The sequence below is a fragment of the Pseudomonas sp. AC112 genome (assembly GCF_979253545.1).
On sequence record NZ_CEEDCM010000001.1, the window covers coordinates 3,336,419 to 3,361,661 of the forward strand.

The 25,243-nt window shown below is 61.2% G+C and carries 25 protein-coding genes; 15 read left to right on the forward strand and 10 right to left on the reverse strand.

Annotated elements, in window-relative coordinates:
- Positions 1–24: 24 nt before the first annotated feature.
- Positions 25–975, reverse strand: coding sequence for a LysR family transcriptional regulator (locus tag AC0IYN_RS15365; protein WP_123477878.1), 951 nt, complete (start codon positions 973–975; stop codon positions 25–27).
- Between the two features lie 132 nt (positions 976–1,107).
- On the opposite strand from AC0IYN_RS15365, the gene AC0IYN_RS15370 reads away from it, so the two are divergent.
- On the forward strand, positions 1,108–2,625 hold the full coding sequence (locus AC0IYN_RS15370; RefSeq protein ID WP_471842166.1) for a CoA-acylating methylmalonate-semialdehyde dehydrogenase: 1,518 nt from the start codon (positions 1,108–1,110) through the stop codon (positions 2,623–2,625).
- A 15-nt stretch (positions 2,626–2,640) separates the two neighbouring features.
- On the forward strand, positions 2,641–3,528 hold the full coding sequence (gene mmsB, locus AC0IYN_RS15375) for a 3-hydroxyisobutyrate dehydrogenase (RefSeq protein WP_338575286.1): 888 nt from the start codon (positions 2,641–2,643) through the stop codon (positions 3,526–3,528).
- Positions 3,529–3,576: 48 nt separating this feature from the next.
- Here the strand turns inward: mmsB and AC0IYN_RS15380 are convergent, their stop codons facing one another.
- Positions 3,577–3,921, reverse strand: coding sequence for a cupin domain-containing protein (locus AC0IYN_RS15380; RefSeq protein ID WP_010206533.1), 345 nt, complete (start codon positions 3,919–3,921; stop codon positions 3,577–3,579).
- 375 nt (positions 3,922–4,296) lie between these two features.
- On the opposite strand from AC0IYN_RS15380, the gene kynB reads away from it, so the two are divergent.
- On the forward strand, positions 4,297–4,947 hold the full coding sequence (gene kynB, locus AC0IYN_RS15385) for an arylformamidase (protein ID WP_308908003.1): 651 nt from the start codon (positions 4,297–4,299) through the stop codon (positions 4,945–4,947).
- On the forward strand, positions 4,944–5,801 hold the full coding sequence (kynA, locus tag AC0IYN_RS15390) for a tryptophan 2,3-dioxygenase (RefSeq protein WP_028617933.1): 858 nt from the start codon (positions 4,944–4,946) through the stop codon (positions 5,799–5,801). The genes kynB and kynA overlap by 4 nt, the downstream gene beginning before the upstream one ends.
- A 132-nt stretch (positions 5,802–5,933) precedes the next feature.
- On the opposite strand, the gene AC0IYN_RS15395 is transcribed toward kynA, so the two are convergent.
- The 4 genes from AC0IYN_RS15395 to antA all read right to left on the reverse strand — a co-directional run bounded on the left by AC0IYN_RS15395 (position 5,934) and on the right by antA (position 10,411).
- Positions 5,934–7,331, reverse strand: coding sequence for an amino acid permease (locus AC0IYN_RS15395; RefSeq protein WP_471842170.1), 1,398 nt, complete (start codon positions 7,329–7,331; stop codon positions 5,934–5,936).
- Between the two features lie 72 nt (positions 7,332–7,403).
- Complete coding sequence (antC, locus tag AC0IYN_RS15400) at positions 7,404–8,411, reverse strand: anthranilate 1,2-dioxygenase electron transfer component AntC (RefSeq protein ID WP_471842172.1); 1,008 nt, start codon at positions 8,409–8,411, stop codon at positions 7,404–7,406.
- Positions 8,412–8,528: 117 nt separating this feature from the next.
- A complete protein-coding gene (gene antB, locus AC0IYN_RS15405; protein WP_406599929.1) occupies positions 8,529–9,020 on the reverse strand; it encodes an anthranilate 1,2-dioxygenase small subunit in 492 nt (163 codons plus the stop codon).
- Positions 9,020–10,411, reverse strand: coding sequence for an anthranilate 1,2-dioxygenase large subunit (antA, locus tag AC0IYN_RS15410; protein ID WP_406599928.1), 1,392 nt, complete (start codon positions 10,409–10,411; stop codon positions 9,020–9,022). Before antA ends, antB begins: the two co-directional genes overlap by 1 nt.
- Before the next feature lie 310 nt (positions 10,412–10,721).
- Between antA and AC0IYN_RS15415 the strand changes: the two genes are divergently transcribed.
- The gene (locus AC0IYN_RS15415; RefSeq protein ID WP_406599927.1) at positions 10,722–11,705 is read left to right on the forward strand and encodes an AraC family transcriptional regulator; all 984 of its coding nucleotides are present in this window, start codon (positions 10,722–10,724) and stop codon (positions 11,703–11,705) included.
- Between the two features lie 69 nt (positions 11,706–11,774).
- Here AC0IYN_RS15415 and AC0IYN_RS15420 read toward each other — a convergent pair whose 3' ends face one another.
- Entirely contained in the window at positions 11,775–12,665 is an 891-nt protein-coding gene (locus AC0IYN_RS15420; RefSeq protein WP_471842179.1) for a LysR family transcriptional regulator, read from the reverse strand.
- A gap of 114 nt (positions 12,666–12,779) precedes the next feature.
- On the opposite strand from AC0IYN_RS15420, the gene AC0IYN_RS15425 reads away from it, so the two are divergent.
- The 3 genes from AC0IYN_RS15425 to catA are packed head-to-tail and all read left to right on the forward strand — an operon-like array spanning position 12,780 to position 15,181.
- The gene (locus AC0IYN_RS15425) at positions 12,780–13,907 is read left to right on the forward strand and encodes a muconate cycloisomerase family protein (RefSeq protein WP_471842182.1); all 1,128 of its coding nucleotides are present in this window, start codon (positions 12,780–12,782) and stop codon (positions 13,905–13,907) included.
- Positions 13,908–13,919: 12 nt separating this feature from the next.
- Entirely contained in the window at positions 13,920–14,210 is a 291-nt protein-coding gene (gene catC, locus AC0IYN_RS15430; RefSeq protein WP_457240496.1) for a muconolactone Delta-isomerase, read from the forward strand.
- A 41-nt stretch (positions 14,211–14,251) separates the two neighbouring features.
- Positions 14,252–15,181, forward strand: a complete 930-nt coding sequence (catA, locus tag AC0IYN_RS15435; RefSeq protein ID WP_471842184.1) for a catechol 1,2-dioxygenase — start codon at positions 14,252–14,254, stop codon at positions 15,179–15,181.
- Between the two features lie 109 nt (positions 15,182–15,290).
- Here catA and AC0IYN_RS15440 read toward each other — a convergent pair whose 3' ends face one another.
- Positions 15,291–15,764, reverse strand: coding sequence for an Lrp/AsnC family transcriptional regulator (locus AC0IYN_RS15440; protein ID WP_016974903.1), 474 nt, complete (start codon positions 15,762–15,764; stop codon positions 15,291–15,293).
- Positions 15,765–15,908: 144 nt separating this feature from the next.
- Between AC0IYN_RS15440 and kynU the strand changes: the two genes are divergently transcribed.
- Positions 15,909–17,159 (forward strand): kynureninase, encoded by a 1,251-nt coding sequence (gene kynU, locus AC0IYN_RS15445; RefSeq protein ID WP_457240500.1) that lies wholly within the window; start codon positions 15,909–15,911, stop codon positions 17,157–17,159.
- Positions 17,160–17,293: 134 nt separating this feature from the next.
- Positions 17,294–18,700: an amino acid permease gene (locus AC0IYN_RS15450; RefSeq protein WP_471842187.1), complete on the forward strand. Its 1,407-nt coding sequence runs from the start codon at positions 17,294–17,296 to the stop codon at positions 18,698–18,700.
- Here the strand turns inward: AC0IYN_RS15450 and AC0IYN_RS15455 are convergent.
- Positions 18,646–19,536, reverse strand: coding sequence for a LysR substrate-binding domain-containing protein (locus AC0IYN_RS15455; protein WP_406598431.1), 891 nt, complete (start codon positions 19,534–19,536; stop codon positions 18,646–18,648). The genes AC0IYN_RS15450 and AC0IYN_RS15455 overlap by 55 nt on opposite strands.
- A 182-nt stretch (positions 19,537–19,718) precedes the next feature.
- Between AC0IYN_RS15455 and AC0IYN_RS15460 the strand changes: the two genes are divergently transcribed.
- The 5 genes from AC0IYN_RS15460 to AC0IYN_RS15480 all read left to right on the forward strand — a co-directional run bounded on the left by AC0IYN_RS15460 (position 19,719) and on the right by AC0IYN_RS15480 (position 24,773).
- The gene (locus AC0IYN_RS15460; RefSeq protein WP_471842191.1) at positions 19,719–20,483 is read left to right on the forward strand and encodes a sulfite exporter TauE/SafE family protein; all 765 of its coding nucleotides are present in this window, start codon (positions 19,719–19,721) and stop codon (positions 20,481–20,483) included.
- 120 nt (positions 20,484–20,603) lie between these two features.
- A complete protein-coding gene (gene mdaB, locus AC0IYN_RS15465; RefSeq protein WP_406598429.1) occupies positions 20,604–21,194 on the forward strand; it encodes an NADPH:quinone oxidoreductase MdaB in 591 nt (196 codons plus the stop codon).
- A gap of 30 nt (positions 21,195–21,224) precedes the next feature.
- Positions 21,225–22,121: a LysR substrate-binding domain-containing protein gene (locus AC0IYN_RS15470; protein ID WP_458375895.1), complete on the forward strand. Its 897-nt coding sequence runs from the start codon at positions 21,225–21,227 to the stop codon at positions 22,119–22,121.
- A gap of 103 nt (positions 22,122–22,224) precedes the next feature.
- Positions 22,225–23,118, forward strand: a complete 894-nt coding sequence (locus AC0IYN_RS15475) for an NAD-dependent epimerase/dehydratase family protein (protein WP_471842196.1) — start codon at positions 22,225–22,227, stop codon at positions 23,116–23,118.
- Positions 23,119–23,327: 209 nt separating this feature from the next.
- Positions 23,328–24,773, forward strand: a complete 1,446-nt coding sequence (locus AC0IYN_RS15480; protein WP_471842200.1) for a SulP family inorganic anion transporter — start codon at positions 23,328–23,330, stop codon at positions 24,771–24,773.
- 62 nt (positions 24,774–24,835) lie between these two features.
- On the opposite strand, the gene AC0IYN_RS15485 is transcribed toward AC0IYN_RS15480, so the two are convergent.
- Complete coding sequence (locus AC0IYN_RS15485) at positions 24,836–25,216, reverse strand: lysozyme inhibitor LprI family protein (protein WP_406598425.1); 381 nt, start codon at positions 25,214–25,216, stop codon at positions 24,836–24,838.
- Positions 25,217–25,243: the final 27 nt, after the last annotated feature.

Sequence of the window (25,243 nt, forward strand, 5' to 3'; positions counted from 1 at the left end):
CATTTTGACCTTTAATGGGGCAAACTACATACCCGAATACACCATCTCTCGCGTCTCCCCCATCAACAACCCCTGATTCTGCTCCGTCACTTCCCTGATGTAGTCCCACAGCAATGTAATCCGCTTCAACTTCCTCAAGTCCTCCCGGCAATACATCCAAAACTGGCGAGTGATGGAAATCTGCTCCCCCAGCACCGGTAACAGCCGTGGATCCTGCGCCGCCAAAAAACACGGCAATATCGCCATCGACCGGCCCTGCTGCGCCGCCACGTACTGCGCGATCACACTGGTGCTGCGCAAACTGGCGCTGGCGCCGGGCACCACATTCGCCAGGTACAACAACTCCGAGCTGAACGCCAAGTCATCCACATAGCTGATAAACGGATGCTCGGCCAAATCCGCCGGTTTGCGGATCGGTGGGTGCTGGTCGAGGTATTCCTGGGTCGCGTACAGCTGCAATTTGTAGTCGCACAGTTTGCAGCACACATACGGCCCGTGTTCCGGCCGTTCCAGGGCGATGACGATGTCGGCTTCGCGCTTGGACAGGCTGATGAAGTGGGGCAGGGGCAGGATGTCCACCGAGATGGCCGGGTAGGTGTCGACGAAGTGGCTCAACTGCGGGGTGACGAAGAAGCTCCCGAACCCTTCGGTGCAGCCCATGCGCACATGGCCCGACAGCGCCACGCCGGAGCCGGAGACTTGCTCGCAGGCCATGTGCAGGGTGCTTTCGATGGACTCGGCATAACCCAGCAGACGCTGGCCCTCGGTGGTGAGCACGAAACCGTTGGTCCGGGATTTTTCGAACAGCAGGGTGCCGAGTGACACTTCCAGTGAACTGATGCGCCGCGACACGGTGGTGTAGTCCACCGCCAGGCGCTTGGCGGCCACGCTGGCCTTGCGGGTGCGGGCCACTTCGAGGAAAAACTTCAGGTCATCCCAGTTCAGGGAGCCCAGGGACGTGATGTTTTTTTGCATATTGGTCCGGCTTTTATGTGCGTTCTTATTAGAGATTTGCACATCTATACTCCAAAAACAGTCCGAACGCCTCATTCTTCAAGGCGATTCAACGCCTTGGTTCTCTGCATAACTATAAGATTTGGAGACCACATGAACGCATCTGCCGATATTTCCGTGCAACAGGTCAAGTTGCTGATCAACGGCGAGTGGGTCGAGTCCAAGACCTCCGAGTGGCAAGACATCGTCAACCCGGCCACCCAAGAGGTGCTGGCCAAAGTCCCGTTCGCTACTGCCGATGAAGTCAACGCTGCCATCGACGCTGCCCACCGCGCCTTCCAGACCTGGAAGCTGACGCCGATCGGCGCGCGCATGCGCATCATGCTCAAGCTGCAAGCCTTGATCCGCGAACATTCCAAGCGCATCGCCGTGGTCCTCAGCAACGAGCAGGGCAAGACCATTGCCGATGCCGAGGGCGATATTTTCCGTGGCCTGGAAGTGGTGGAGCACGCCTGTTCCATCGGCACGCTGCAGATGGGCGAGTTCGCTGAAAACGTTGCGGGTGGCGTCGACACTTACACCCTGCGCCAACCCATCGGCGTGTGCGCCGGCATCACCCCGTTCAACTTCCCGGCGATGATCCCGCTGTGGATGTTCCCGATGGCGATCGCCTGCGGTAACACCTTCGTCCTCAAGCCCTCCGAGCAGGACCCGCTGTCGACCATGCTGCTCGTCGAGCTGGCGCTGGAAGCTGGCGTGCCGGCTGGCGTGCTCAACGTGGTGCACGGCGGCAAGGATGTGGTGGATGCACTGTGCACCCACAAAGACATCAAGGCTGTGTCCTTCGTGGGCTCGACCGCCGTGGGCACTCATGTCTACGACTTGGCCGGCAAACACGGTAAGCGCGTGCAGTCGATGATGGGCGCCAAGAACCACGCCGTGGTGCTGCCGGATGCCAACCGTGAACACACCCTCAATGCCCTGGTCGGTGCCGGTTTCGGCGCGGCGGGCCAACGTTGCATGGCCACCTCGGTGGTGGTGCTGGTGGGCGCGTCCAAGCAATGGCTGCCGGACCTGAAAGCGCTTGCGCAAAAGCTCAAGGTCAACGCGGGCAGCGAAGCCGGTACCGATGTCGGCCCGGTGATTTCCAAGCGCGCCAAGGCACGTATCCTGGAACTCATCGAGAGCGGTGTGAAAGAAGGCGCCAAGCTGGAACTGGACGGCCGCGACATCAGGGTGCCGGGCTTCGAGCAAGGCAACTTTGTCGGCCCGACCCTGTTCTCGGGCGTGACCACCGATATGCAGATCTACACCCAGGAAATCTTCGGCCCGGTGCTGGTGGTGCTGGAGGTCGCGACCCTCGACGAGGCGATCGCCTTGGTCAACGCCAACCCGTTCGGCAACGGTACCGGCCTGTTCACCCAGAGCGGCGCGGCGGCGCGCAAGTTCCAGAGCGAAATCGACGTAGGCCAGGTCGGCATCAATATCCCGATCCCGGTGCCGGTGCCGTTCTTCAGCTTCACCGGCTCCCGTGGTTCCAAGCTCGGCGACCTGGGCCCGTACGGCAAGCAAGTGGTGCAGTTCTACACCCAGACCAAGACCGTCACCAGCCGCTGGTTCGACGACGACACGGTCAACGATGGCGTCAACACCACCATCAACCTGCGCTGATTCCGGGAGACGACCATGAAGATTGCATTTATCGGCTTGGGCAACATGGGCGCGCCCATGGCCCGCAACCTGCTTTTGGCTGGCAATAAGCTGAACGTGTTCGACGTAAATCCAGGCGTGTTCAAGGCGTTCGCAGAACTGGGCGCCACCGTCGCAGGCTCACCGCGTGAAGCGGCACAAGGCGCGGAGCTGGTGATAACCATGCTGCCCGCCGCTGCCCATGTGCACAGCGTGTGGCTGAATGAAGACGGTGTGCTCGCCGGAATTGGTGAAGGCGTACCGGCCGTGGATTGCAGCACCATCGACCCGCAAACCATCCGCGAGGTTGCCGCTGCGGCGGCCAAGCAAGGTGTGGTGATAGCTGATGCTCCAGTCTCCGGCGGCACCGGCGGTGCTAGCGCAGGGACGCTGACCTTCATGGTCGGCGCCACCCCGGAACTGTTCGCCACCCTGCAACCGGTGCTGGCGCAGATGGGCCGCAATATCGTGCATTGCGGCGACGTCGGCACCGGCCAGATCGCCAAGATCTGCAACAACCTGTTGCTCGGCATCAGCATGGTCGGCGTCAGCGAGGCCATGGCCCTGGGCGATGCGCTGGGCATCGACACACAGGTGCTGGCCGGGATCATCAACAGCTCCACCGGACGTTGCTGGAGTTCCGATACCTACAACCCATGGCCGGGGGTGATCGAAACCGCACCGTCGTCGCGTGGTTATACCGGTGGGTTTGGGGCTGACCTGATGCTCAAGGACCTGGGCCTGGCTACCGAGGCCGCGCGCCAGGCAAAGCAACCCGTGATTCTGGGCGCTGTGGCCCAGCAGTTGTATCAATCGATGAGCCAGCGTGGGGAAGGGGGCAAGGACTTCTCGGCGATTATCAACAGCTATCGCAAGCCCAAATAGGGGCGTTTCCGGGAGCCTGCTAATAGTGGGCTCCCGGGTTTTTGCGGCTCAAGCAAACACAAAATACTTACGCACTGTCTCGACCACTTCCCACGTCCCCTTCATCCCCGGTTCCACCACGAAGATATCCCCAGCCCGCAGGTGAATCGGCTCCAGGCCTTCCGGGGTGATGATGCAGTAGCCTTCCTGGAAGTGGCAGTATTCCCACTTTACGTAGTCCACATACCACTTGCCCGGGGTGCAGATCCAGGTGCCCATGATTTTGCTGCCGTCTTCGCTGGTGTAGGCGTTGAGGTTGACGGTGTGCGGGTCGCCTTCGAGTTTTTCCCATTTGCACGCGTCCAGGACCGGCAGGGGGTGGGTGTCGCGCAGTACGGTGATGGGCTTGGACATGATGACTCCGAGGCAGGGAATGGAAGGGTGCACCCTAAGGCCTCGGGCGTTGCGTCAGTGGTCTGAACTCGACATCGGGATGCCCAGAAGCGCAGCGGTGTGATGATCCGGAAATTACCGCGAACCCCTGTGGGAGCCGGGCTTGCCCGCGATAGCGGAGTGTCAGGCTATGAAGATGCAAGCAGTGCCACCGTCATCGCGGGCAAGCCCGGCTCCCACAGGGCACGGTGGCGCATCCGGACGATATATTTGTGCGATTTCTCGTCCGTTCTTCGCAGTAAGTGCGAAAGATTTCCCGTCTCACGCCAGAATTCGCAAGAAAATTCGCAGCCGGCCCTCGTATCATTCACCCCAGTAACCGCCGAGAGCCTTGAAATGAACCCAATAAAAACGTGGTGGGATATCAGCCCGCCCTTGAGTACGGCGACCCCGACCTGGCCGGGAGATACGCCGTTCCAGGAAGAGCGCGTGTGGCAGTTTGGCCCGGAGTGTCCGGTGAATGTCGGGCGTATCACCTTGTCGCCGCACACCGGCGCCCATGTGGACGCGCCGCTGCATTACAGCGCGGACGGTGCGCCGATTGGCGAAGTGTCGCTGGATGTGTACATGGGCCCATGCCGGGTGCTGCATTGCCTGGACAGCGGCGCGCTGGTGCAGCCGCATCAGTTGCAAGGTCGTGTGGATAACCTGCCCGAGCGTGTGTTGCTGCGCACTTATCCACAAGCGCCGCTGACTGAATGGGATTCGAATTTCACCGCCATCGCCCCGCAAACGATCGAGCTGCTTGCCAGCCTGGGTGTGCGCTTGATCGGCATCGATACGCCATCCCTGGACCCGCAGCAGTCCAAGACTATGGATTCTCACAACGCCGTGGCCCGCCATGGCATGGCGATTCTCGAAGGCATCGTGCTCGATGACGTACCGGAGGGCGACTATGAATTGATCGCCCTGCCGCTGCGTTTCGCCAACCTCGACGCGAGCCCCGTCCGCGCCATTCTCCGTCCGCTCAAGGAGCCCACGCGATGAGCCAATGTCCTTTCTCTGCTGACTACCAGCCGCCTGAAGAATGGCATAACGCCGAACTGAATTTTTCCGAGTCCATGAGCTACGGCGATTACCTGGACCTGGGCAAAGTCCTCAGCGCCCAGCACCCGCTGTCGCCGGACCACAACGAAATGCTGTTCATCATCCAACACCAGACGTCCGAGCTGTGGATGAAACTGATGCTCCACGAACTCAAGGCCGCCCGCGAACACGTGCGCCTCGGCGAGTTGCCGCCAGCCTTCAAGATGCTGGCGCGAGTGTCGCGGATCTTCGATCAACTGGTGCATGCCTGGGCCGTGCTGGCGACGATGACGCCCTCGGAGTACAAGTCGATTCGTCCGTTCCTGGGGCAGTCGTCGGGTTTCCAGTCGTTCCAGTACCGTGAGATCGAATTTATCCTCGGCAACAAAAGCGCGGCGCTGTTGCGGCCTCACGCCCATCGGCCAGAGCTGTTGAACGAGTTGAAAGTGGCGATTGCCACGCCGTCGCTGTACGACGAAGCGATCAACCTGATGATCAAGGCCGGCCTGGCGATTGACCCGAAACGTGCCGAGCGCGACCCGACGGCGGCGACGGTTCACGATGAGTCCGTGGAGGCGGCATGGCGTGAGGTATACCGCGACCCGAACCGCTACTGGGACCTGTATCAGTTGGCCGAGAAGTTTATCGACCTGGAGGACTCGTTCCGCCAATGGCGCTTCCGGCATGTGACGACGGTAGAGCGGATCATCGGCTTCCAGCCCGGCACGGGCGGCACGGAAGGCGTGGGGTATTTGCGCAAGATGCTCGACACAGTGTTGTTCCCCGAGTTGTGGCGAGTGCGCTCAACGCTCTAAACAAAAAGCCCCGGATGACCGGGGCTTTTTCATATGCGCCAAACCTGTAGGAGCCCGGCTTGCCGGCGATGGCGTCCTCAAAATTACCGCAAGGCTTGAGGCCTATCGCCGGCAAGCCGGCTCCTACAGGTTTTATGCGGTCACGGCTTTTGCGTTTCTCACCCGCAAACGGTAGGCAATGTAGATAACCCCCACCCACACCGGCATCGCATACACCGACTCGCGAATACCCGGGATCGCCAGCATCACGCTGATGATCATCAGCATGAACGCCAGGCACAGGTAGTTGCTGAACGGGAACCAGAAGGTCTTGAACGACGGCGTCACGCCTTGCTCGCCCATGGCCTTGCGGAACTTGATGTGGGTGATACTGATCAGCGCCCAGTTGATCATCAACGAGGCAACCACCAGCGCGAACAGCAACTCCAGGGCACTCTGCGGCGCCACGTAGTTGACCACCACGCACAGCATGGTCACCAAGGCCGAAATCGCCAGGGCGCGGATCGGCACGCCTTGCTTGTTCAGTTTCATCAGCGACTTGGGTGCATCACCTTGCTCGGCCAGGCCGAACAGCATGCGGCTGTTGCAGTACACGCCGCTGTTGTACACCGACAGCGCCGCGGTCAGCACCACGAAGTTGAGGATGTGCGCGGCAGTGTCGTTGCCGATCAGCGAGAAAATCTGCACGAACGGGCTACCGCTGTAGGGATCGCCCGAGGCGCCGAGGGTTTGCAGCAGTTGGTCCCAGGGGTACAGCGACAGCAGCACGGTCAGGGCGCCGACGTAGAAAATCAGGATCCGGTAGACCACCTGGTTAATCGCTTTCGGGATCACTTTGCGCGGCTCGCTGGCTTCGGCGGCAGTGATGCCGACCAGTTCCAGGCCACCGAACGAGAACATGATGAACGCCATGGACATCAACAGCCCCATGCCGCCATTCGGGAAGAACCCGCCGTGGCTCCACAGGTTGCTGACCGTGGCTTGCGGGCCGCCGGTACCGCTGAACAGCAGGTAGCAACCGAGCACGATCATGCCGACAATCGCCACCACCTTGATGATCGCGAACCAGAACTCGGCTTCACCAAAGAACTTCACGTTCAGGGTGTTGATCAGGTTCACCGCGACAAAGAACACCAGCGCGCTGACCCAGGTCGGGATCTCCGGCCACCAGAACTGGATGTACTTACCCACCGCCGTCAGTTCGGCCATGCCCACCAGTACGTACAGCACCCAGTAGTTCCAGCCCGCCAGGAAGCCTGCGTAGCCGCCCCAGTATTTGTGCGCGAAGTGGCTGAAGGAGCCGGCCACCGGCTCTTCGACGATCATCTCGCCGAGCTGGCGCATGATCAGGAACGCGATAAAACCCGCAATCGCGTAGCCCAGGATCATCGACGGCCCCGCCGACTTGAGTCCCCCGGCCGAGCCGAGGAACAACCCCGTGCCGATCGCCCCTCCCAAGGCGATCAGCTGAATGTGCCGGTTCTTCAGGCCACGCTTGAGGCCTACCGGGTTAACCATGTCATCCGCCATTAACATTCCCTTCTACTTGTTTTTCTCAGGGTTGAGTGCACGCCGCATCAGCCCCTCAGAAGTGCTGAGGGGTCAGATATTACTCTGCGTAAACTTTTCGTAATACAGCTGAACGCCATCAAGTGCCTGATCCGCCAGCCATTGCTGGATGGATTCGACCATTGGAGGGGGGCCGCATAAGTACATATCCGCCGATCTGTCCCGCAATTCGGCCAGGTCAAAATGCTCGGTGAGGTAGCCGCGCTTGCCGGGCCAATCGTCGGAGGGGGCGCTGAGGACTTCGGTGTAGCGAAAGCCTGCGATTTTCGCAGCATAACCCTGGATACGCGCCGCTTCGCACACGTCCTCGGCACCGCGCACGCCGTAATACAGGTGCACCGGTTGGTCGCAACCATTGGCGGCCAGTTCATCGAGCATGCCCAGTAGTGCCGACAACCCAGTGCCACCCGCCACCAGTACCAATGGCTTGGTGACGTGGCGCAGGTAGAAGGCGCCGAGGGGCGCTTCCATCACCAGCTCATCGCCCACCTGGCAGCGCTCGCGCAGGTAGTTGCTCATCACCCCATCGGGCAACAGGCGCACCAAAAATTGCAGGTGATTGCCCGGCAGGTTGGCGAAAGAATAGGACCGCCAACTGTCTGTGCCGGGCACCGATAGGCGCGCGTACTGGCCGGGTAAAAAGTCCAGCGCCTTATCCAACTGCACCTGCAGGATCGCGGTGCTGGTCGACACGTGCTGCACCGCGCTCACCATGCCACGCACCTGCACCGGCCCCGGCGCGTTGCACAGGCTCGAATCAAAGTCGAAGTAAAACGTTGCGTCAGACTTCACCCGTGTCTGGCAACTGAGCATCTTGCGCTGTTGCAGGTCGAGGCTGGACAGGGCTTCCTCATCCACATAGTCCTGGCTGTAATCGCCGGACTCGCAACGGCCCTGGCAGGTGCCGCACACACCTTCACGGCAATCCAGTGGGATCTTGATGCCGTTGCGCAGCGCCGCATCCAGCAGGATTTCATGGGCGCCGACGGGAAAGAACAGGGTCTTGCCATCGGCAAAGCTGAAGGCCACTTTGTGATTCATCCACCATTCTCCATGGATTCAATAACTGTAGGAGCTGGCTTGCCAGCGATAGCGGTCTGTCGGGCGACAGTGTTCAACAGGTCAGACGCCATCGCCGGCAAGCCGGCTCCTACAGGGTTACAGGTGATAGAAATCCAGCACCGAGTTGATGGTGTCGTTGAGCAGCAACGCGTGTTTGCGGGTGATCAACCAACTGTCGTCATGGGGCTTGAGGCTGTAGGTAGCCTGTCCGTAGAACTGCTCCGACGTAGCCAATCGATAGAACAACGTGTGCCAGTTCAATTTCACCTCCAGCGTTCCATCCGCCTGATCGGCAATGCGCACGTTATTGATCAGGTGCAAGGTGCGCGGCATCGGTGTGGCCGACGCGGCTTTGCCGGTGCGCAGGCGGAACACACGGTCTTCCAGGCCCGAGCGGTTGGCGTAGTAGATCAACGACATCTCGCGCTTGGGATCACGGGTGTAGACGTGCTCCGAGTCCCATTGCGGCAGGTGGAACTCACTCTGCGGGTCGAACAGCTGCACATAAGCGTCCCAGTCCTGGGCGTCGCACAGCTCGGATTTGCGGTAGAAGAACTGCTCGATCTGGTACTGCAGTTGCGCATTCATCATTCCACCTCCCGCAGTGTCAGCGCTTGCTTGTCCAAGCCCTTGAGCAGGAATTGCTGCCAGTTGCGGTGCTGGTTCACGTAAAGGCCTTCATGGGTGAATTCGGTGCCGGTCATGGCCGGTTGAATGCCGATGGCTTCGCTGTTCGGCGTGGGGCCGGTTTCCCAGCGATGGCTGCCGCGTGAGATATCGCTCCAGCGTTCCAGTCGGCCCTGGAAACCGCGTTGGGCTTCGCGAAATTCCACCAGGTCATCCGGCGTGCCCATGCCCGACACGTTGAAGAAATCCTCAAACTGGCGAATGCGGTTTTCACGGTCCGCGTCGGATTCGCCCTTCACCCCCAGGCACTGGCTGATGATCTCGGTTTTGTTCCACGCCACCGGGCGGATGATGCGCAGTTGCGAGCTGATCTGGTCGAGGAAGAACAGGCTCGGGTAGATATTCAGGTTGCGCAGGCGGTGCATCATCCACTCGGCCTTTGGCTGCCCGTGTTCTTCCACCAGGCGCGGCATGATGGTGGCGTAGCCGGAGCGCACGCTGGGGTTGGGCATGTCGCTGAACAACACACTGTGACCGTTGTTGAAGGCAAACCAGCCGTCATCGGTGTTGGCGTCACCCGCGCCAAGCTTGCTGTAGTCCAGGGTGCTACCTGCGCCGGTGCCGTTTTCGGTGTTCACCTGTTGGCGATGCTGCACCGTGGCCACGTAGTTGTAGTGCACGGTGCTGACGTGATAACCGTCCAGGCCGTTTTCGTTCTGCAGCTTCCAGTTGCCGTCGTAGGTGTAGGCGGATTTGCCTGGCAATACCTCCAACTCACCGGTAGCGGACTGGGCGACCATCATGTCGAAGAACACTTTGGCGTCGCCCAGGAAGTCTTCCAGGCTGTCGGTGCCCGCCACATCCAGGCTGATGAACACAAAGCCTTTGTAGCTCTCGATGCGTGCCTTTTTCAGCCCGCGCGTCGCCTTGTCGAAACCCTCAGGGTATTCCCCCGGCGCCTTGACCTTCACCAGCCGGCCATCGCTCTTGTAGCACCATGCGTGGAACGGGCAAGTGAAGGTGGACTGGTTGCCCTTGCCGACCCGCGTCAAAGTGGTGCCGCGATGCTGGCAGGCATTGATCAGCGCGTTGAGTTGGCCCTCGCCGTCGCGGGTGATGATCATCGGCTGGCGCCCGGCGCGCATCGTCACGAAGTCGTGGTTGTTGGCCAGTTCGCTTTCGTGGCAGGCGTAGATCCAGTTCTTTTCGAAGATCAGTTCCATCTCCAGATCGAACAGCTCCGGCTCGGTGAACATGTCACGGGCGATGCGGAACACTTCATCCGCCGGGCGAAAATCCAGACAACCTTCGATAAATGTTTTCCACTGCTCGACGCTTCTTGCACCACTCATGGGAGGCACCTTTTGATAGGGCTAATCGGTGGTTTATTAGAGGCAGCGGGGCAGGGCGCGGGCTATCCGCTTAGTGGGGGAACCTGCGCCGGATAATTGGGCAGCAAATACCCAACCCGGTGCGCAGTGGTGACGGGATGCGCTACTGTCTGGCAGGGCAATGGCCGTAAAAGTCGGCATCTTATCCACTTAGTCGACCATTGCTATCCACCCGCTGGCCATTGCGTCGGCGTGGCGCATTATTTGCTGTCGAACAACAACGACGCGCCGCCAGAGCGCGCAACAGCCTAACCGCCGTGGGTGCACCCTGATGAGCAGCCAAACGATTCAACGCTTCGACCTGGAAGGCGCCCGCAGCTGGATGTCCGGCATCTGCGGGCCCCATCGCCTGGCCACCGCCACGCCCGAGCGCCTGCGTTTCCACCACAGTGCCAATATGTTCAAGTCGCGCGCCACCACCTTGGGCGTGATCGAATACGGCACTGACGTGACCATCGACATCGAAGATGCCGAGCACTTCAGCAGCTACAGCCTGAGCCTGCCCCTGGTGGGCGAGCAGGAGTTGAGCAAGAACGGTGAGCGCCTGAGCTCCAACCGCGACCAGGGCGTGATCATCTCGCCCAATGAGCATCAGGTGCTGGCGATCTCTGGCGACTGCCGCAAATTGCAGGTGGTGATCACGCGGGCGGCCATGAGTGAGTCACTGGAAGGTTTGCTGCAACGGCCGATTGATGCGCCGCTGCGCTTTGAATCGGTGATGGACGCGGTAGACGGCGCCTCGGCGGCGTGGTGGCGCATGGCGCGCTACTTCATCGCCGAACTGGAGCACGGCAGCGAGTTGTACGAGCAGGCCGCCTTTACCCGCGACCTGGAAAGCTCGCTGATCAAGGGCCTTATCCTGGCCCAGCCGAACAACTACTCCGAAGAACTGCGCGATGTCCTCGGCGTGAAGCTGCCGCACTACCTGATCCGTGCCCGCCAGTACATCCACGACAACGCCCGCGAAGCTGTGCACCTGGAAGACCTGGAAGCCGCTGCGGGGGTGTCGCGGTTCAAGCTGTTCGATGCCTTTCGCAAATACTTCGCGCTGTCGCCCATGGCCTATCTGAAGAAGTACCGGCTGGGCGTGGTGCGCCAGGAAATCCTCGAACACGGCTCTACCCGTACCATCTCCGAGATCGCCCTGGGTTGGGGCTTTACCCACCTGGGGCGGTTCTCGGCGGAGTACCGCAGGCTGTTCGACGAGTCGCCCAGCCACACCTTGCAGCGCAACAATGCGCGCCGCCAACGCTGACCTCCCTGTAGGAGCCCGGCTTGCCGGCGATGAGGCCTTCAAGATCGCCATCGCCGGCAAGCCGGGCTCCTACAGGGGAGGTGCGTGGATCAATTCTTCCACCAGTTGCAGGCAATGACTCAGTCCTGGCGACTGATCATTTACCCGCCGGCTCAGAATGATCGGCGACGTCGCCGTGGCCTCCAAAACTGGCGTGTAGCCGATGTCCGCGCGGTGCAGCACCTGCACCGACGCGGGCACCAGCGTCACGCCCATGCCGGCGCCGACGAGGCCGATGGCGGTCTGCAATTCGTTGGTCCACTGCGCCACCTTGAGGCTCAAGCCATGGGCGTCGAACAGTGCGATCACATGGTCGGCGTAGCTGGGGCGCGGGTTGCCGGGGTAGAGCACAAACGGCTCGGCGGCCAGTTGGGCGAGGGTGGCAGGCGCGCCCAGCAACGGATGGCCGGCAGGCAGCACAGCGACCAGCCGATCCTCGACCAAGACGCGCTGGACAATGGCCGGGTCGTCGATGCGAATCCGCCCGAATCCCACATCGATGCGCCCGGCCTTGAGTGCTTCGACCTGCTGCAAGGTGGTCATTTCCGACAACCCCAGCTCCAACTCCAGCGCCTCATGGGTGCGCAGCCGGCGAATCAGTTCCGGCAGCACGCCGTAGAGGGTCGATGGTGCAAAGCCGATGCCCAGCCAAGTCTTCTCGCCCTGGCCGATGCGCCGCGTGTTGTCGCAGACCTTGTTCAGTTGTTCCAGCAGCACATTGGCGTGTTCATAGAAGAATCGCCCGGCCTCGGTCAACCGCAGCGGCCGGCCACGTTCCAGCAGGATCACGCCCAACTCATCCTCCAATTGCTGGATCTGCCGGCTCAACGGCGGCTGGGCGATGTGCAGGCGTTCGGCAGCGCGGGTGAAGTTGAGGGTCTCCCCCAGCACCTGGAAATAGCGCAGGTGACGCAGTTCCATGACGGCTCCTTTCATACCTTCAGGGTATTGATCGAGACCCATTCTATATTGGAACCCTTGAAAGATACGGCACAGAATCGGCTCAAACCTATAAAGAACCCAACGGGTATAGCCATGCCGATTTGCGCCATCGAGTCGATCGACACGATCATCGTCGACCTCCCCACCATCCGCCCGCACAAGCTGGCGATGCACACGATGCAAAACCAGACCTTGGTGATCATCCGCCTGCGCTGCGCCGACGGCATCGAAGGCATTGGCGAGGCCACCACCATTGGCGGCCTGAGCTACGGCAACGAAAGCCCCGACAGTATCAAGGTCAACATCGACCGCCACTTCGCGCCGCTGCTGATTGGCCAAGACGCGAGCAATATCAACGCCGCCATGTTGCGCCTGGAGCGCAGCATTCGCGGCAACACCTTTGCCAAGTCCGGGATCGAAAGCGCCTTGCTCGATGCCCTGGGCAAACGCCTGAATCTGCCGGTCAGCGAACTGCTCGGCGGACGTGTGCGCGATGCCTTGCCGGTGGCCTGGACCCTGGCCAGCGGCAACACCGAAAAGGACATTGCCGAAGCCGAAAAAATGCTCGACCTGCGCCGCCACCGCATTTTCAAATTGAAGATCGGCGCCGGTGAAGTCAGCCACGACTTGGCCCATGTGATCGCGATCAAAAAAGCCCTGGGCGACCGTGCCAGTGTGCGCGTCGACGTCAACCAGGCCTGGGACGAGGCGGTGGCATTGCGGGCGTGCAAGGTGCTCGGCGACAACGGCATCGACCTGATCGAGCAGCCCATTTCACGCAACAACCGGGGCGGCATGGCGCGGCTCAACCTGTCGAGCCCGGCGCCGATCATGGCGGATGAGTCCATCGAGTGTGTCGAGGATGCGTTCAACCTGGCCCGCGAAGGTGCGGCCTCGGTTTTCGCCCTCAAGATCGCCAAGAACGGCGGCCCGCGTGCAGTGCTGCGTACAGCGGCGATTGCCGAGGCTGCGGGGATCGGCCTGTATGGCGGCACCATGCTGGAGGGCGGTATCGGCACCCTGGCGTCCGCGCATGCCTTCCTCACATTGAACACGCTGGCGTGGGACACCGAACTGTTCGGCCCGTTGCTGCTCACCGAAGACATCCTCATCGAGCCGCTGGTGTACCGCGATTTCCATTTGCATGTCTCCACCGCACCGGGCCTGGGCCTGGCCATCGATGAAGAGCGCCTGGCGTTCTTGCGTCGTGACAAACACTAAGAGGCACCTGCCATGTTGTTCCACGTAAAAATGACCGTGAACCTGCCACTCGACATGAACCCCGAGCGCGCCGCTGGCCTCAAGGCCGAAGAAAAAGCCTTGGCGCAGCGTCTGCAACAGGAAGGCAAATGGCGCCACCTATGGCGTATTGCCGGGCACTACGCCAACTACAGCGTGTTCGACGTAGAGAGCGTGCAAGCACTGCACGACCTGCTGATGCAACTGCCGCTTTTCCCCTACATGGCCATCGAAGTGAACGCCCTGTGCCGGCACCCTTCGTCGATCCATGAGGACGACCGTTAAGCCTGTCATGCACCCAATAATTACAAGATGAGGAATGCACCATGTCCATCCGACTGTCCCAGACTGCCCACGCCCAACAGTTTCTCGAAGAAGCCAGCGGCAACCTCAATGACGGTGGCAACCCGCGTACCAAGGCACTGATCTACCGGATCCTGCGCGACACCGTGAACATCATCGAAGACCTGGAAGTGACCCCGGAAGAGTTCTGGAAGGCGGTCAACTACCTCAACGAGTTGGGCAAGAACCAGGAAGCCGGTCTGCTCGCCGCCGGGCTGGGCCTGGAGCATTACCTGGACTTGTTAATGGACGCCGCTGATGAAGAGGCCGGTAAATCCGGTGGCACCCCGCGCACCATCGAAGGCCCGCTGTATGTGGCCGGGGCGCCGTTGAGCCAGTACGAGGCGCGGCTGGACGATGGCACGGACGACGCGGTGCCGCTGTTCATGCGCGGACAGGTGCGCGGTACCGATGGCAAGCCGCTGGCGGGGGCGATTGTGGATGTGTGGCAGGCCAATACCGGCGGTACGTATTCGTGGTTCGATCCGACACAATCCGAATTCAACCTGCGCCGACGCATCGAGACTGATGCCCAGGGCAACTACCGATTCCGCAGTATCGTGCCATCCGGCTACGGCTGCCCGCCGAGCGGGCCGACTCAGCAGTTGCTTGATCAACTGGGACGCCACGGGCAGCGGCCGGCGCACATTCACTTCTTCATTTCCGCGCCGGGGCATCGGCACCTGACCACGCAGATCAACCTGTCGGATGACCCGTACCTGCATGATGATTTTGCCTATGCGACGCGGGATGAGTTGATCGCCGAGATTCGCTTCAGTGAAGATCCGCAGCTGGCGCGAGAGTTTGGCGTGGAAGGGCGATTTGCTCAGATCGATTTTGACTTTGAGTTGCAGGCAGCCGATGCGCCGGTGGAGCAAAAACGCATGCAGCGCGTGCGCGCCCTCGAAGACTGACACACCTCATTGTAGGAGCCGGCTTGCCGGCGATAGCGGTTTATCAGTGTTGTATCAGCTGACTGACCCACCGCGATCGCCGGCAAGCCGGCTCCTACAGGTAGGTGGGTTATTTGCGGATGACCAGGTCAAGCACCTCATCGCGATCCTTGATCTTCTGCAACACGATCTCCGAGCGTATATCCATCACCCCTGCCGTGCGGTTCAGGTGGTTCACGATAAAGTCCGAGAAGTGCTTGAGATTGCGTGCCTGCACCCGCAGCACATAGTTGCTGGCGCCGGTGATCACATAGGCGCTGGCCACTTCTGGCCAGCCCTGCACCTTCTTGATGAACGTCTCATGCCAATCCTCCACATCCTGGCGCAAGGACAGGTGGACGATCGCCTCCAGCTCGATCCCCAGCTGCTCGGCATTCAGCACGGCGCGGTAGCCACTGATGATCCCTTCACTCTCCAGCAGGCGCAGACGGCGCAGGCACGCGGACGGCGACAGCGCGACTTTTTCCGCCAGTTCCTGGTTGCTGATGCGGCCATCCTGTTGCAGGAAATGCAGGAGGCGCAGGTCGGTGGCGTCAAGAATCATGGTTAGAATAAATCCGCGTGTTTGGAGGTTAAATTCGAATTTCCTACAGCTTAATTAGCCTGTTACCTCCCACTTTGCACGAAAATTCTCTAAAACTTCGTTCATTATTTGGTCCATTCTTACCTATAAAAACCAGGACAACCCATGACCACTCGAAGCCATTGCCAAGCCCTCGACGCACAGGACCCGCTGGCACCCTTGCGCACCCAGTTCGCCCTGCCGCGGGGCGTGATCTACCTCGACGGCAACTCCCTCGGTGCGCGCCCGGTGGCGGCGTTGGCGCGGGCGCAGGCGGTGATTGCCGAAGAGTGGGGCAATGGCTTGATTCGCAGCTGGAACAGCGCCGGTTGGGCGGATTTGTCTCAGCGCCTGGGCAACCGCCTGGCCCCGCTGATCGGTGCGCGCGACAACGAAGTGGTAATCACCGATACCACCTCCATCAACCTGTTCAAGGTACTCAGCGCCGCGTTGACTGTGCAGCGCCAACGCCAGCCTGGGCGCAAGGTGATCGTCAGCGAGGCGAGCAACTTCCCTACCGACTTGTACATCGCCGAGGGCCTGGCCGAACTGCTGCAGCAGGGCTATTCCCTGCGCCTGGTGAACAGCCCGGATGAACTGCCCCAGGCTATCGACCAGGACGTGGCGGTGGTGATGCTCACCCACGTCAACTACAAGACCGGCTACATGTACGACATGCAGGCGCTGACCGCCCTGAGTCATGAGTGCGGCGCGCTGAGCATCTGGGACTTGGCGCATTCGGCCGGCGCGGTGCCCATCGACCTGCATCAGGCGGGCGCCGATTATGCGATCGGCTGCACCTACAAGTACCTCAACGGCGGCCCGGGTTCCCAGGCGTTTGTGTGGGTCAACCCGGCGTTGGTGGATGTGGTGCGTCAGCCGTTGTCAGGCTGGTTCGGGCACACCCGGCAGTTCGCCATGGAATCGACTTATGCACCGAGTGCCGGCATCGCTCGCTACCTGTGTGGCACGCAGCCGATCACTTCGCTGGCGATGGTTGAATGTGGGCTGGAGATTTTTGCCCAGACGGATATGGCGAGTTTGCGCAGCAAGTCCCTGGCGTTGACCGACCTGTTTATCGCGTTGGTGGAGGCCCGTTGTGCGGCCCACGAGCTGGTGTTGATCACCCCGCGTGAGCATGCCAAGCGCGGCAGCCATGTGAGCTTCGAGCACCCCGAAGGCTACGCGGTGATCCAGGCCTTGATCGCCCGTGGGGTGATCGGTGACTACCGTGAGCCGCGCATCATGCGGTTTGGTTTTACGCCGTTGTACACCAGCTTTACCGAGGTGTTCGACGCCGTAGAAATCCTCGGCGAGATCCTCGACCACCACACCTGGGACCAGCCGCAATTCAAAGTTCGCAACAGCGTCACTTAAGAACGACCCCTCCCTTGTAGGAGCCCGGCTTGCCGGCGATAGCGGCCTTGAGATCGCCATCGCCGGCAAGCCGGGCTCCTACAAAGGACGGCGCAAATTTCTTGTGCAATCACAATAATAAAGGGGCACACCACGTGACCACGCCAGACAACGGCTTTGCAGAGATCACCCACCGCGAACTGGGCCTGCGGCGCCAGCTCACTTCCGGCCAGATGAGCATGATCGCCATCGGCGGCGCCATTGGCACCGGGCTGTTCATGGGCAGCGCCTACGCCATCGGTTATGCCGGGCCCAGCGTCTTGGTGAGCTACGCCATTGGCGCATTGATCACCTTGCTGTTGATGGGCTGCCTGGCGGAGATGACGGTGGCCCATTCCACCTCGGGCTCCTTTGGCGCGTACGCCGAGTTCTACATCAGCCCGCTGGCCGGGTTCCTGGTGCGTTATGCCTATTGGGCGGCGATTGTGCTGGCGGTGGGCGCCGAGGTCACAGCGGTGGCGATGTACATGAAATACTGGTTCGCCAACGTGCCGGAATGGGTGTGGATCGTGTCGTTTTCCAGCGTGCTGATCCTGCTCAACGCCATCAGCGTGAAGACCTTCGGCAACTTCGAATACTGGTTTTCGACGATCAAGATCAGCGCCATCGTTGGCTTCATCATCCTCGCCGTGTACGTGGTGTTCGGTTCCGGCAACCCGGAGTACGGGGTGCAGAACTATACCGCCCACGACGGCTTTTTCCCCCATGGCCTGAGCGGCATGTGGATCGCGGTCATCGTGTCGATCTTCAGCTACCTGAGCGTGGAGATGATTGCCGTGGCCGCCGGTGAAGCGGCTGACCCAGAGCAAGCCGTGAAGAAAGCCTTCCGCGCCACCATCGTGCGCCTGGTTGTGTTCTACCTGCTGACCCTGGCGCTGATGCTGACCATCGTGCCGTGGAACCAGGCCGGGCAAACCCAGAGCCCGTTCGTGACGGTGATGCAGACCATCGGCATTCCGGGGGCCACCGGGGTGATGAACTTTGTGATCCTGATCGCGGCGCTGTCGGCGATGAACAGCCAGCTCTACATCACTACCCGCATGATGTTCAGCCTGTCCCGCGCCGGCTTTGCCCCCAAATCCATGGGTGCGTTGAGCAAGAGTGGTATTCCGCTGAACGCGTTGCTGCTGTCCAGCTCGGGTATTGCCCTGGCGACGTTGCTGAACGTGGTGTACCCGGAAAGCTCGTTCACCCTGATGATGGCGATCTCGATGTTTGGCGCGATCTTCACCTGGTTCATGATCTTCCTCACCCACCTGTTTTTCCGTCGCTACCGCAAGCGTCATGGTGGGCCGAAGCTGTCGTTCCAACTGCGGCTGTTTCCCTACAGCACGCTGCTGGGCCTGGTGCTGATGGGCGCGGTGATGATCACCACGTATTTCACCGAGGCGTTCAAGATGACCTTGGTGTTTGGTGTGCCGTTCCTGCTGATTCTGTCGGCGGTGTATTACGGGTTCTTCCGCAAGGGCAGGGCCAAGGCGTCGAACAAGGCCCTGGCGTAACCGGGCAATTGCTCGAACGAGCGCGCGCAGAGCAGCAGCATTCGGCGGGCCCACTCTTCTTGCAGGGGGTGGGCCTTGAAGCTGCGTTCCAAGGGCCAGCGCTCCAGCGCGGCTTGGGGCACGATGCCCAGGCCAGCGCCGCGGGCGACCATGCGAATCACCCCATCAAAGCCTTCGGCACGGATGCGTGTTTGCAGGCGAAAACCAGCGTGCAATGCCTGTTCTTCGAGATACACCGTCAATGCGCTGTGGGGGGCGAGGCCGACAAAGTCGTATTGCAAGCTGTCGACAAAACTCCCTTCGGTGAACGGATGATCCTGCGGTGAGATCAGCACCAGCGGGTCATCGCGAAACGCCAGGGTCTGCAGGCCGTGGGTGTCTACGGCGTCGGAAATGATCCCAAGGTCCGCCGTACCCTGGCGCAAGGCCTGGGTGATGCGCAGGCTGGGCAGCTCCTGCAGGTCGATATCGAGATTGGGGTGCTCGCACAGAAAGTCCGCCAGCAGTTCCGGCAGGTATTCACTCAGGGCGGTGGTATTGCACAGCAGGCGCACCTGGCCTTTGACGCCGTTGGCGTATTCCGCCAAGTCCTGCTGCAGGTGCTCGGCCTGTTGCAGTAACAGGCGTGCGTGGCGGGCCAGGGCTTTGCCGGCGGGTGTTGGGGTGACACCTCGACGGTTACGCTCCAGGAAATCGATACCCAGCGAAGCCTCCATCGCCCGGATACGCGCACTCGCGGCGGCCAGGGACAGATGGCTGCGCCCGGCGCCGGCGGTGATGTTGCCGGTATCGAGGATGTGGAGATAAAGGCGCAGGTCGATCAGGTCAAAGTGCATGCCGGGGTTCTCGGGTGGCTGGACTGGCCCCTTCGCGAGCAAGCCCGCTCCCACACTTGGAACGCATTTCAAATGTGGGAGCGGGCTTGCTCGCTAAGGCGGCATCAGCCTCTCAAAAAACAAGAGGCTGCCTCAGTATATGGCGAATTTCAGCCTTCATCGAAAAGCCGCACAATCCCCCCATGAATACCTTCCTCGCGTTCTACCAACAAATCGGCCCCGCCCTGACCCTGCTGGTGATTGGCACCTTCGTGCTGGCCGGCACCGTCAAGGGTGTGATCGGCCTGGGCTTGCCGACAGTCTCCATGGGTTTGCTCGGCCTGGCTATGTTACCGGCGCAGGCTGCGGCGTTGCTGATCATCCCTTCCACGATCACCAACCTGTGGCAATTGGCGTTCGGTGGGCATCTGAGTGCACTGCTCAAACGCCTGTGGCCGATGCTGCTGCTGATCTTCCTCGGCACCGGGTTTGGCACGCTGTGGCTGGGCATGAGCGGGGGAAGCTGGGTGGGCCATGCGTTGGGCGGTGCTTTGCTGGGATATGCGCTGAGCGGATTGTTCCTGCCGACACTCAAGGTAAACCCTGAGACTGAACGTTGGCTGGGCCCTCTGTGTGGGGTCATCACGGGAGTCATCACTTCAGCGACCGGTGTGTTCGTGATTCCTGCCGTGCCCTATCTGCAGGCCCTGGGCCTGAACCGTGATCAGTTGGTACAGGCGCTGGGGTTGTCGTTCACGGCTTCCACCCTGGCCTTGGCGGCGGGGCTGGCCTGGCGCGGCACCCTCGGTGGGGGTGAAATCAACGCGTCACTGCTGGCGCTGGTGCCGGCACTGCTGGGCATGTGGCTGGGCCAGGCGGTGCGTCAGCGCATCAGTGCCGTGTTGTTCAAGCGCGTATTTTTCGTCGGCATGGCCTTGTTGGGCGCGCATCTGCTGATCAGCGGTTAATAATGGATAGGGCATTCTTGCGTTACGGTCAAATGTATTTTGCCGTGCCGCCGCTTATTCCGAAGGGCCAATGTCGATAGCCTGCCGGCAGACATTTTTAACCCTTCTGGATGCCCTCCCATGAAAAAAATCCTCCTGCTCAACGGCGGCAAAAAATTCGCTCACTCCGATGGCCGCTACAACACCACCCTGCATGATGCCGCCGTGGCCGTGCTGGACCGCGCCGGCCTCGACGTCAAAGTCACCCACATTGACGAAGGCTACGACGTGGCCGAAGAAGTCGCAAAATTCCTCTGGGCCGACGTGATCATCTACCAGATGCCCGGCTGGTGGATGGGCGCGCCGTGGATCGTCAAGAAATACATCGACGAAGTCTTTACCGAAGGCCACGGCAGCCTGTACGCCAGCGACGGCCGCACGCGCTCCGACTCGTCGCAGAAATACGGCAGCGGCGGCCTGATCCAGGGTAAGCAATACATGCTCTCGCTGACCTGGAACGCGCCGCAGCAAGCGTTCGACGACCCGACCGACTTCTTCGAAGCCAAGGGCGTGGACGCGGTGTATTTCCCGTTCCACAAGGCCAACGAATTCCTTGGCATGACCGGCCTGCCGACCTTCTTGTGCGTGGACGTGATGAAGCGCCCGGCGATCGAGGCTGACGTAGCACGCTACGAGCAGCATCTGGCGCAGGTGTTCAATTTCTCGGTGTAAGCTGCTGTGAACCGATAACGAGGAGCGCCTGTGAAAGCCCGATCCGATGAGCTACAGATCTTCGTCAGCGTGATTGAATGCGGTTCGATTTCCGCTGCCGCAGAGCAGGTCGGGCAGACGCCCTCGGCGGTCAGTCGCACCTTGTCGCGCCTGGAAGCCAAGCTCGACACCACGCTGATTAACCGCACCACGCGGCGCATGGACCTGACCGAGGAGGGCAAGTACTTCTTCGAACAGGCCAAGGTGATCCTGGCGCAGATGGACGAGTTGGAAGAGCGCCTGTCGTCACGCCAGAAAAAACCGGCGGGGCGCCTGCGCATCAACGCGGCCGTGCCGTTCATGCTGCATGGGATCGTGCCGTACATCGCCGAGTTTCGCAGCCTCTACCCGGACATCCAGCTGGAGCTGAACAGCGATGACTTGATCATCGACCTGCTGGAACAGAGCACCGACATCGCCATTCGCATCGGCGCCCTGGCCGACTCCACCCTGCACGCGCGCTCGCTCGGTTGTACGCCGTTGCATATCCTCGCCAGCCCTGGGTACCTCAAGCAGTACGGCACGCCGACCACAGTGGCCGAGTTGGCGGACCACACCTTGCTGGGGTTCACCCAGACCGAAAACCTCAACCACTGGCCGCTGCGCCATGTGGAAGGCGACCGCTGGCTGATCCAGCCCAGCGTGGCGGCGTCCAGTGGCGAAACCGTACGCCAGTTGGCGCTGGAGGGGCAGGGCATCTGCTGCCTGTCGAACTTCATGACCATCGACGATATCGACGCCGGTCGCCTGGTGCCAGTGCTGGAGGCGTTCAACAGTGGTTATCGCCAGCCGATCCACGCGGTGTTCTATCGCAACTCGCAGTTGGCGTTGCGTATCCAGTGCTTCCTGGACTTTATCCAGGCCAAGCTGGCGCGGTATGCCTGCTGATTCGTGACTTTGGCGCAAGAGTCAATTGGGCAACAGGGGCTTATTCGTCAAGGGTGAGCCCTTGATACTGGGCCCATCACTTACCCAGTCAGGAGCACTCTCCATGAACGTATTCGTAACCGGCGCCGCAGGTTTTATCGGCGGTTCCATCGCCACTGGCCTGGTCAAGGCTGGCCACACCGTGACCGGCCTGGTGCGCAGCGCCGAGCAAGCGGCTGAAATGACTGCGCTGGGCATCGTCCCAGTGATCGGCACTCTGGATGACACCACTGTATTGACCGAGCAGGCGCACGAGGCCGATGCAGTGATCAACGCCGCGAGCAGCGACCATCGCGCTGCCGTGGAAACCTTGTTGGCGGCCTTGAAGGGCTCGAACAAGCCGTTCCTGCACACCAGTGGTTCGAGCATTGTCGGTGATGCGTCGGGTGGCAAGGCCAGCGATGTCATCTATTTCGAAGACAATTTGCCGGAGCCGACGGTCGACAAGGCCGCCCGCGTGGCCATCGACAACCTGATCCTGGCGGCCGCCAAAGAAGGCGTGAACTCGGCGGTGATCTGCAACACCCTGATCTACGGCCACAGCCTGGGTGTGAAGCGCGACAGCGTGCAATTGCCGCGTCTGCTCAAACAAGCACGCAAAAGCGGCGTAGTGCGCCATGTGGGCACCGGGCAGAACATCTGGTCCAACGTGCACATTGAAGACGTGGTGGCGCTGTACCTGCTGGCACTGACCAAAAACGTTCCGGGCACCTTCTACTTTGTGGAAAGCAGCGAGGCGGCGTTTATCGACATGACCACCGCCATCGCCGAAGCCCTGGATCTGGGCAAACCCCAGGATTGGCCATTGGCCGATGCTGAAGCCGAGTGGGGCTATGAAATGGCCAACTATGGCCTGGGCTCCAACAGCCGGGTGCGTGGCAAGCATGCCCGTGAGTTGCTGGGCTGGGCGCCGAAGCGTACGTCGGTGGTGGAGTGGATACGCCACGAGATGGTGTGATGTTCGCTTGATACCGGGGCGCTTCTTTCGCGAGCAAGTCGAATCGTCGCACCGCCGCTCCCACACTGACTGCATTCCAAAGCTGGAACTCGGTGAAATGTGGGCGCGGGCTTGCTCGCGAAGGGGACGATACGGTCTTCGAGACTAGCCCCATTCCCCTCAATTCCGTACCATTCCCCGCCTTATCCCCCGCAATGCCCTGGTACCTCATGAATCTCACCCGTCTGCGCGCCGATGCCCTGGCCGGCCTCACCACGTCTTTTGCGCTGCTGCCCGAATGCATCGCTTTTGCCCTGGTGGCCCACCTTAATCCGCTGATGGGGCTCTATGGCGCCTTTATCATCTGCACCCTTACGGCATTGTTCGGCGGCAGACCCGGCATGGTGTCCGGTGCGGCCGGCTCGATGGCGGTGGTGATCGTGGCGCTGGTGGTGCAACACGGTGTGGAATACCTGCTAGCCACGGTGTTGCTGGGGGGGCTGATCATGGTCGCCTTCGGCCTGCTGCGCCTGGGCAAGCTGGTGCGCATGGTGCCGCACCCGGTAATGCTAGGGTTCGTGAATGGCCTGGCGATCATCATTGCCCTGGCGCAGTTGGAGCATTTCAAGAACGGTGAACACTGGCTCCGCGGCACGCCGCTGTACGTGATGACCGGGTTGGTGTTGGTGACCATGGCCATCGTCTACCTGCTGCCACGCATCACCCGCGCCGTGCCGCCTGCATTGGTGGCGATCCTCGGCGTGGGCCTGGCGGTGTACCTGCTCGGCCTGCCCACTCGCACGCTGGGCGACATGGCCCACATCGCCGGCGGCCTGCCGACCTTCGCGCTGCCGCAGGTTCCATGGACCCTGGAAACCCTGGGCATCATCGCCCCCTACGCGTTCCTGATGGCGATGGTCGGCCTGCTGGAAACCCTGCTGACGCTCAACCTCACCGATGAAATCACCGAGAGCCGTGGCTACCCCGACCGCGAAAGCGTGGCGCTGGGTGCCGCGAACATGGTCTCGGGCCTGTTCGGCGGCATGGGCGGCTGCGCGATGATCGGGCAGACCGTGATCAACCTCAGTTCCGGCGGGCGTGGGCGTTTCTCCGGGGTGTTCGCCGGGGTGATGATCCTGTTGTTCATTTTGTTCCTGTCGCCGTTGATCGAGCGGATTCCGCTGGCGGCGCTGGTGGGCGTGATGTTTGTGGTGTCACAGCAGACCTTCGCCTGGGCGTCGCTGCGGGTGATCAACAAGGTGCCGCTCAATGACGTGCTGGTGATCATAGCGGTGACGGTCATCACCGTGTTCACCGACCTGGCCACCGCAGTGCTGTGCGGGATCGTGATTGCAGCGCTGAATTTCGCCTGGCAACAAGCGCGGGAGCTGTATGCGGATGAGCATATGGAGGCCGATGGCAGCAAGCTTTACCGCCTGCATGGCACCCTGTTCTTCGCTTCGACCACGCCGTTTTTGAATCAATTCGACCCGGCCAGCGACCCGGCCCAGGTGACGCTGGATTGCCGTCACCTGAGCTTTGTCGATTACTCAGCAATTGCTGCGCTGATGACCCTGCGTGAGCGTTATAGCAAGGCCGGCAAGCACCTGCGGGTGCTGCATTTGTCGGAGCGTTGCAAGAAGTTGCTCAAGCGGGCCAAGGTTCATCACGACTGACCTTGGGGGGATGGCGGTTTTGGGATCGCCATCGCCTGCAAGCCGGCTCTTACAGGGGGCGTTTATGGCCCGACCAGGTCTTCGAGTTCCTGGGCGCGGGTCTGGGTCATGTCCAGCACGCAGCCGGAGCCGTTGACCTGGTCGATGGTGCCGCCGGTGGCGGAGCCGGCGAAGCCGCAATTGGCGTCACGGTATTTTATCCACAGGCGCTGAACGTCCTGCAGTTTCTGCTTGCGCGCGCCTTCCTGGGCGGCGAGGGCAGTCTTGTAGGCCCTGTTCAGGCGCGCGTCCTGCACCTTGGCTTCCTTGGCGTTGCAACTGACCATGTCGGCGGTTGTGTTGGCGCTGTCCATGCATTTTTTCAGGGCGGCGTTGTCGGCGGCCGAGGCCGTGCCACACAGGGCTAGAAACAGGGCGCTGGCGGCAAGGGAGGTGCGAATCATGGTCGGTTTTCCTGGGCATGAGTGGGG

Coding starts and splice junctions, on each gene's coding strand:
- AC0IYN_RS15365 (WP_123477878.1), bottom strand. CDS start 975: ATGCAAAAAAACATCACGTCCCTGGGCTCCCTGAACTGGGATGACCTG.
- AC0IYN_RS15370 (WP_471842166.1), top strand. CDS start 1,108: ATGAACGCATCTGCCGATATTTCCGTGCAACAGGTCAAGTTGCTGATC.
- mmsB (WP_338575286.1), top strand. CDS start 2,641: ATGAAGATTGCATTTATCGGCTTGGGCAACATGGGCGCGCCCATGGCC.
- AC0IYN_RS15380 (WP_010206533.1), bottom strand. CDS start 3,921: ATGTCCAAGCCCATCACCGTACTGCGCGACACCCACCCCCTGCCGGTC.
- kynB (WP_308908003.1), top strand. CDS start 4,297: ATGAACCCAATAAAAACGTGGTGGGATATCAGCCCGCCCTTGAGTACG.
- kynA (WP_028617933.1), top strand. CDS start 4,944: ATGAGCCAATGTCCTTTCTCTGCTGACTACCAGCCGCCTGAAGAATGG.
- AC0IYN_RS15395 (WP_471842170.1), bottom strand. CDS start 7,331: ATGGCGGATGACATGGTTAACCCGGTAGGCCTCAAGCGTGGCCTGAAG.
- antC (WP_471842172.1), bottom strand. CDS start 8,411: ATGAATCACAAAGTGGCCTTCAGCTTTGCCGATGGCAAGACCCTGTTC.
- antB (WP_406599929.1), bottom strand. CDS start 9,020: ATGAATGCGCAACTGCAGTACCAGATCGAGCAGTTCTTCTACCGCAAA.
- antA (WP_406599928.1), bottom strand. CDS start 10,411: ATGAGTGGTGCAAGAAGCGTCGAGCAGTGGAAAACATTTATCGAAGGT.
- AC0IYN_RS15415 (WP_406599927.1), top strand. CDS start 10,722: ATGAGCAGCCAAACGATTCAACGCTTCGACCTGGAAGGCGCCCGCAGC.
- AC0IYN_RS15420 (WP_471842179.1), bottom strand. CDS start 12,665: ATGGAACTGCGTCACCTGCGCTATTTCCAGGTGCTGGGGGAGACCCTC.
- AC0IYN_RS15425 (WP_471842182.1), top strand. CDS start 12,780: ATGCCGATTTGCGCCATCGAGTCGATCGACACGATCATCGTCGACCTC.
- catC (WP_457240496.1), top strand. CDS start 13,920: ATGTTGTTCCACGTAAAAATGACCGTGAACCTGCCACTCGACATGAAC.
- catA (WP_471842184.1), top strand. CDS start 14,252: ATGTCCATCCGACTGTCCCAGACTGCCCACGCCCAACAGTTTCTCGAA.
- AC0IYN_RS15440 (WP_016974903.1), bottom strand. CDS start 15,764: ATGATTCTTGACGCCACCGACCTGCGCCTCCTGCATTTCCTGCAACAG.
- kynU (WP_457240500.1), top strand. CDS start 15,909: ATGACCACTCGAAGCCATTGCCAAGCCCTCGACGCACAGGACCCGCTG.
- AC0IYN_RS15455 (WP_406598431.1), bottom strand. CDS start 19,536: ATGCACTTTGACCTGATCGACCTGCGCCTTTATCTCCACATCCTCGAT.
- AC0IYN_RS15460 (WP_471842191.1), top strand. CDS start 19,719: ATGAATACCTTCCTCGCGTTCTACCAACAAATCGGCCCCGCCCTGACC.
- mdaB (WP_406598429.1), top strand. CDS start 20,604: ATGAAAAAAATCCTCCTGCTCAACGGCGGCAAAAAATTCGCTCACTCC.
- AC0IYN_RS15475 (WP_471842196.1), top strand. CDS start 22,225: ATGAACGTATTCGTAACCGGCGCCGCAGGTTTTATCGGCGGTTCCATC.
- AC0IYN_RS15480 (WP_471842200.1), top strand. CDS start 23,328: ATGAATCTCACCCGTCTGCGCGCCGATGCCCTGGCCGGCCTCACCACG.
- AC0IYN_RS15485 (WP_406598425.1), bottom strand. CDS start 25,216: ATGATTCGCACCTCCCTTGCCGCCAGCGCCCTGTTTCTAGCCCTGTGT.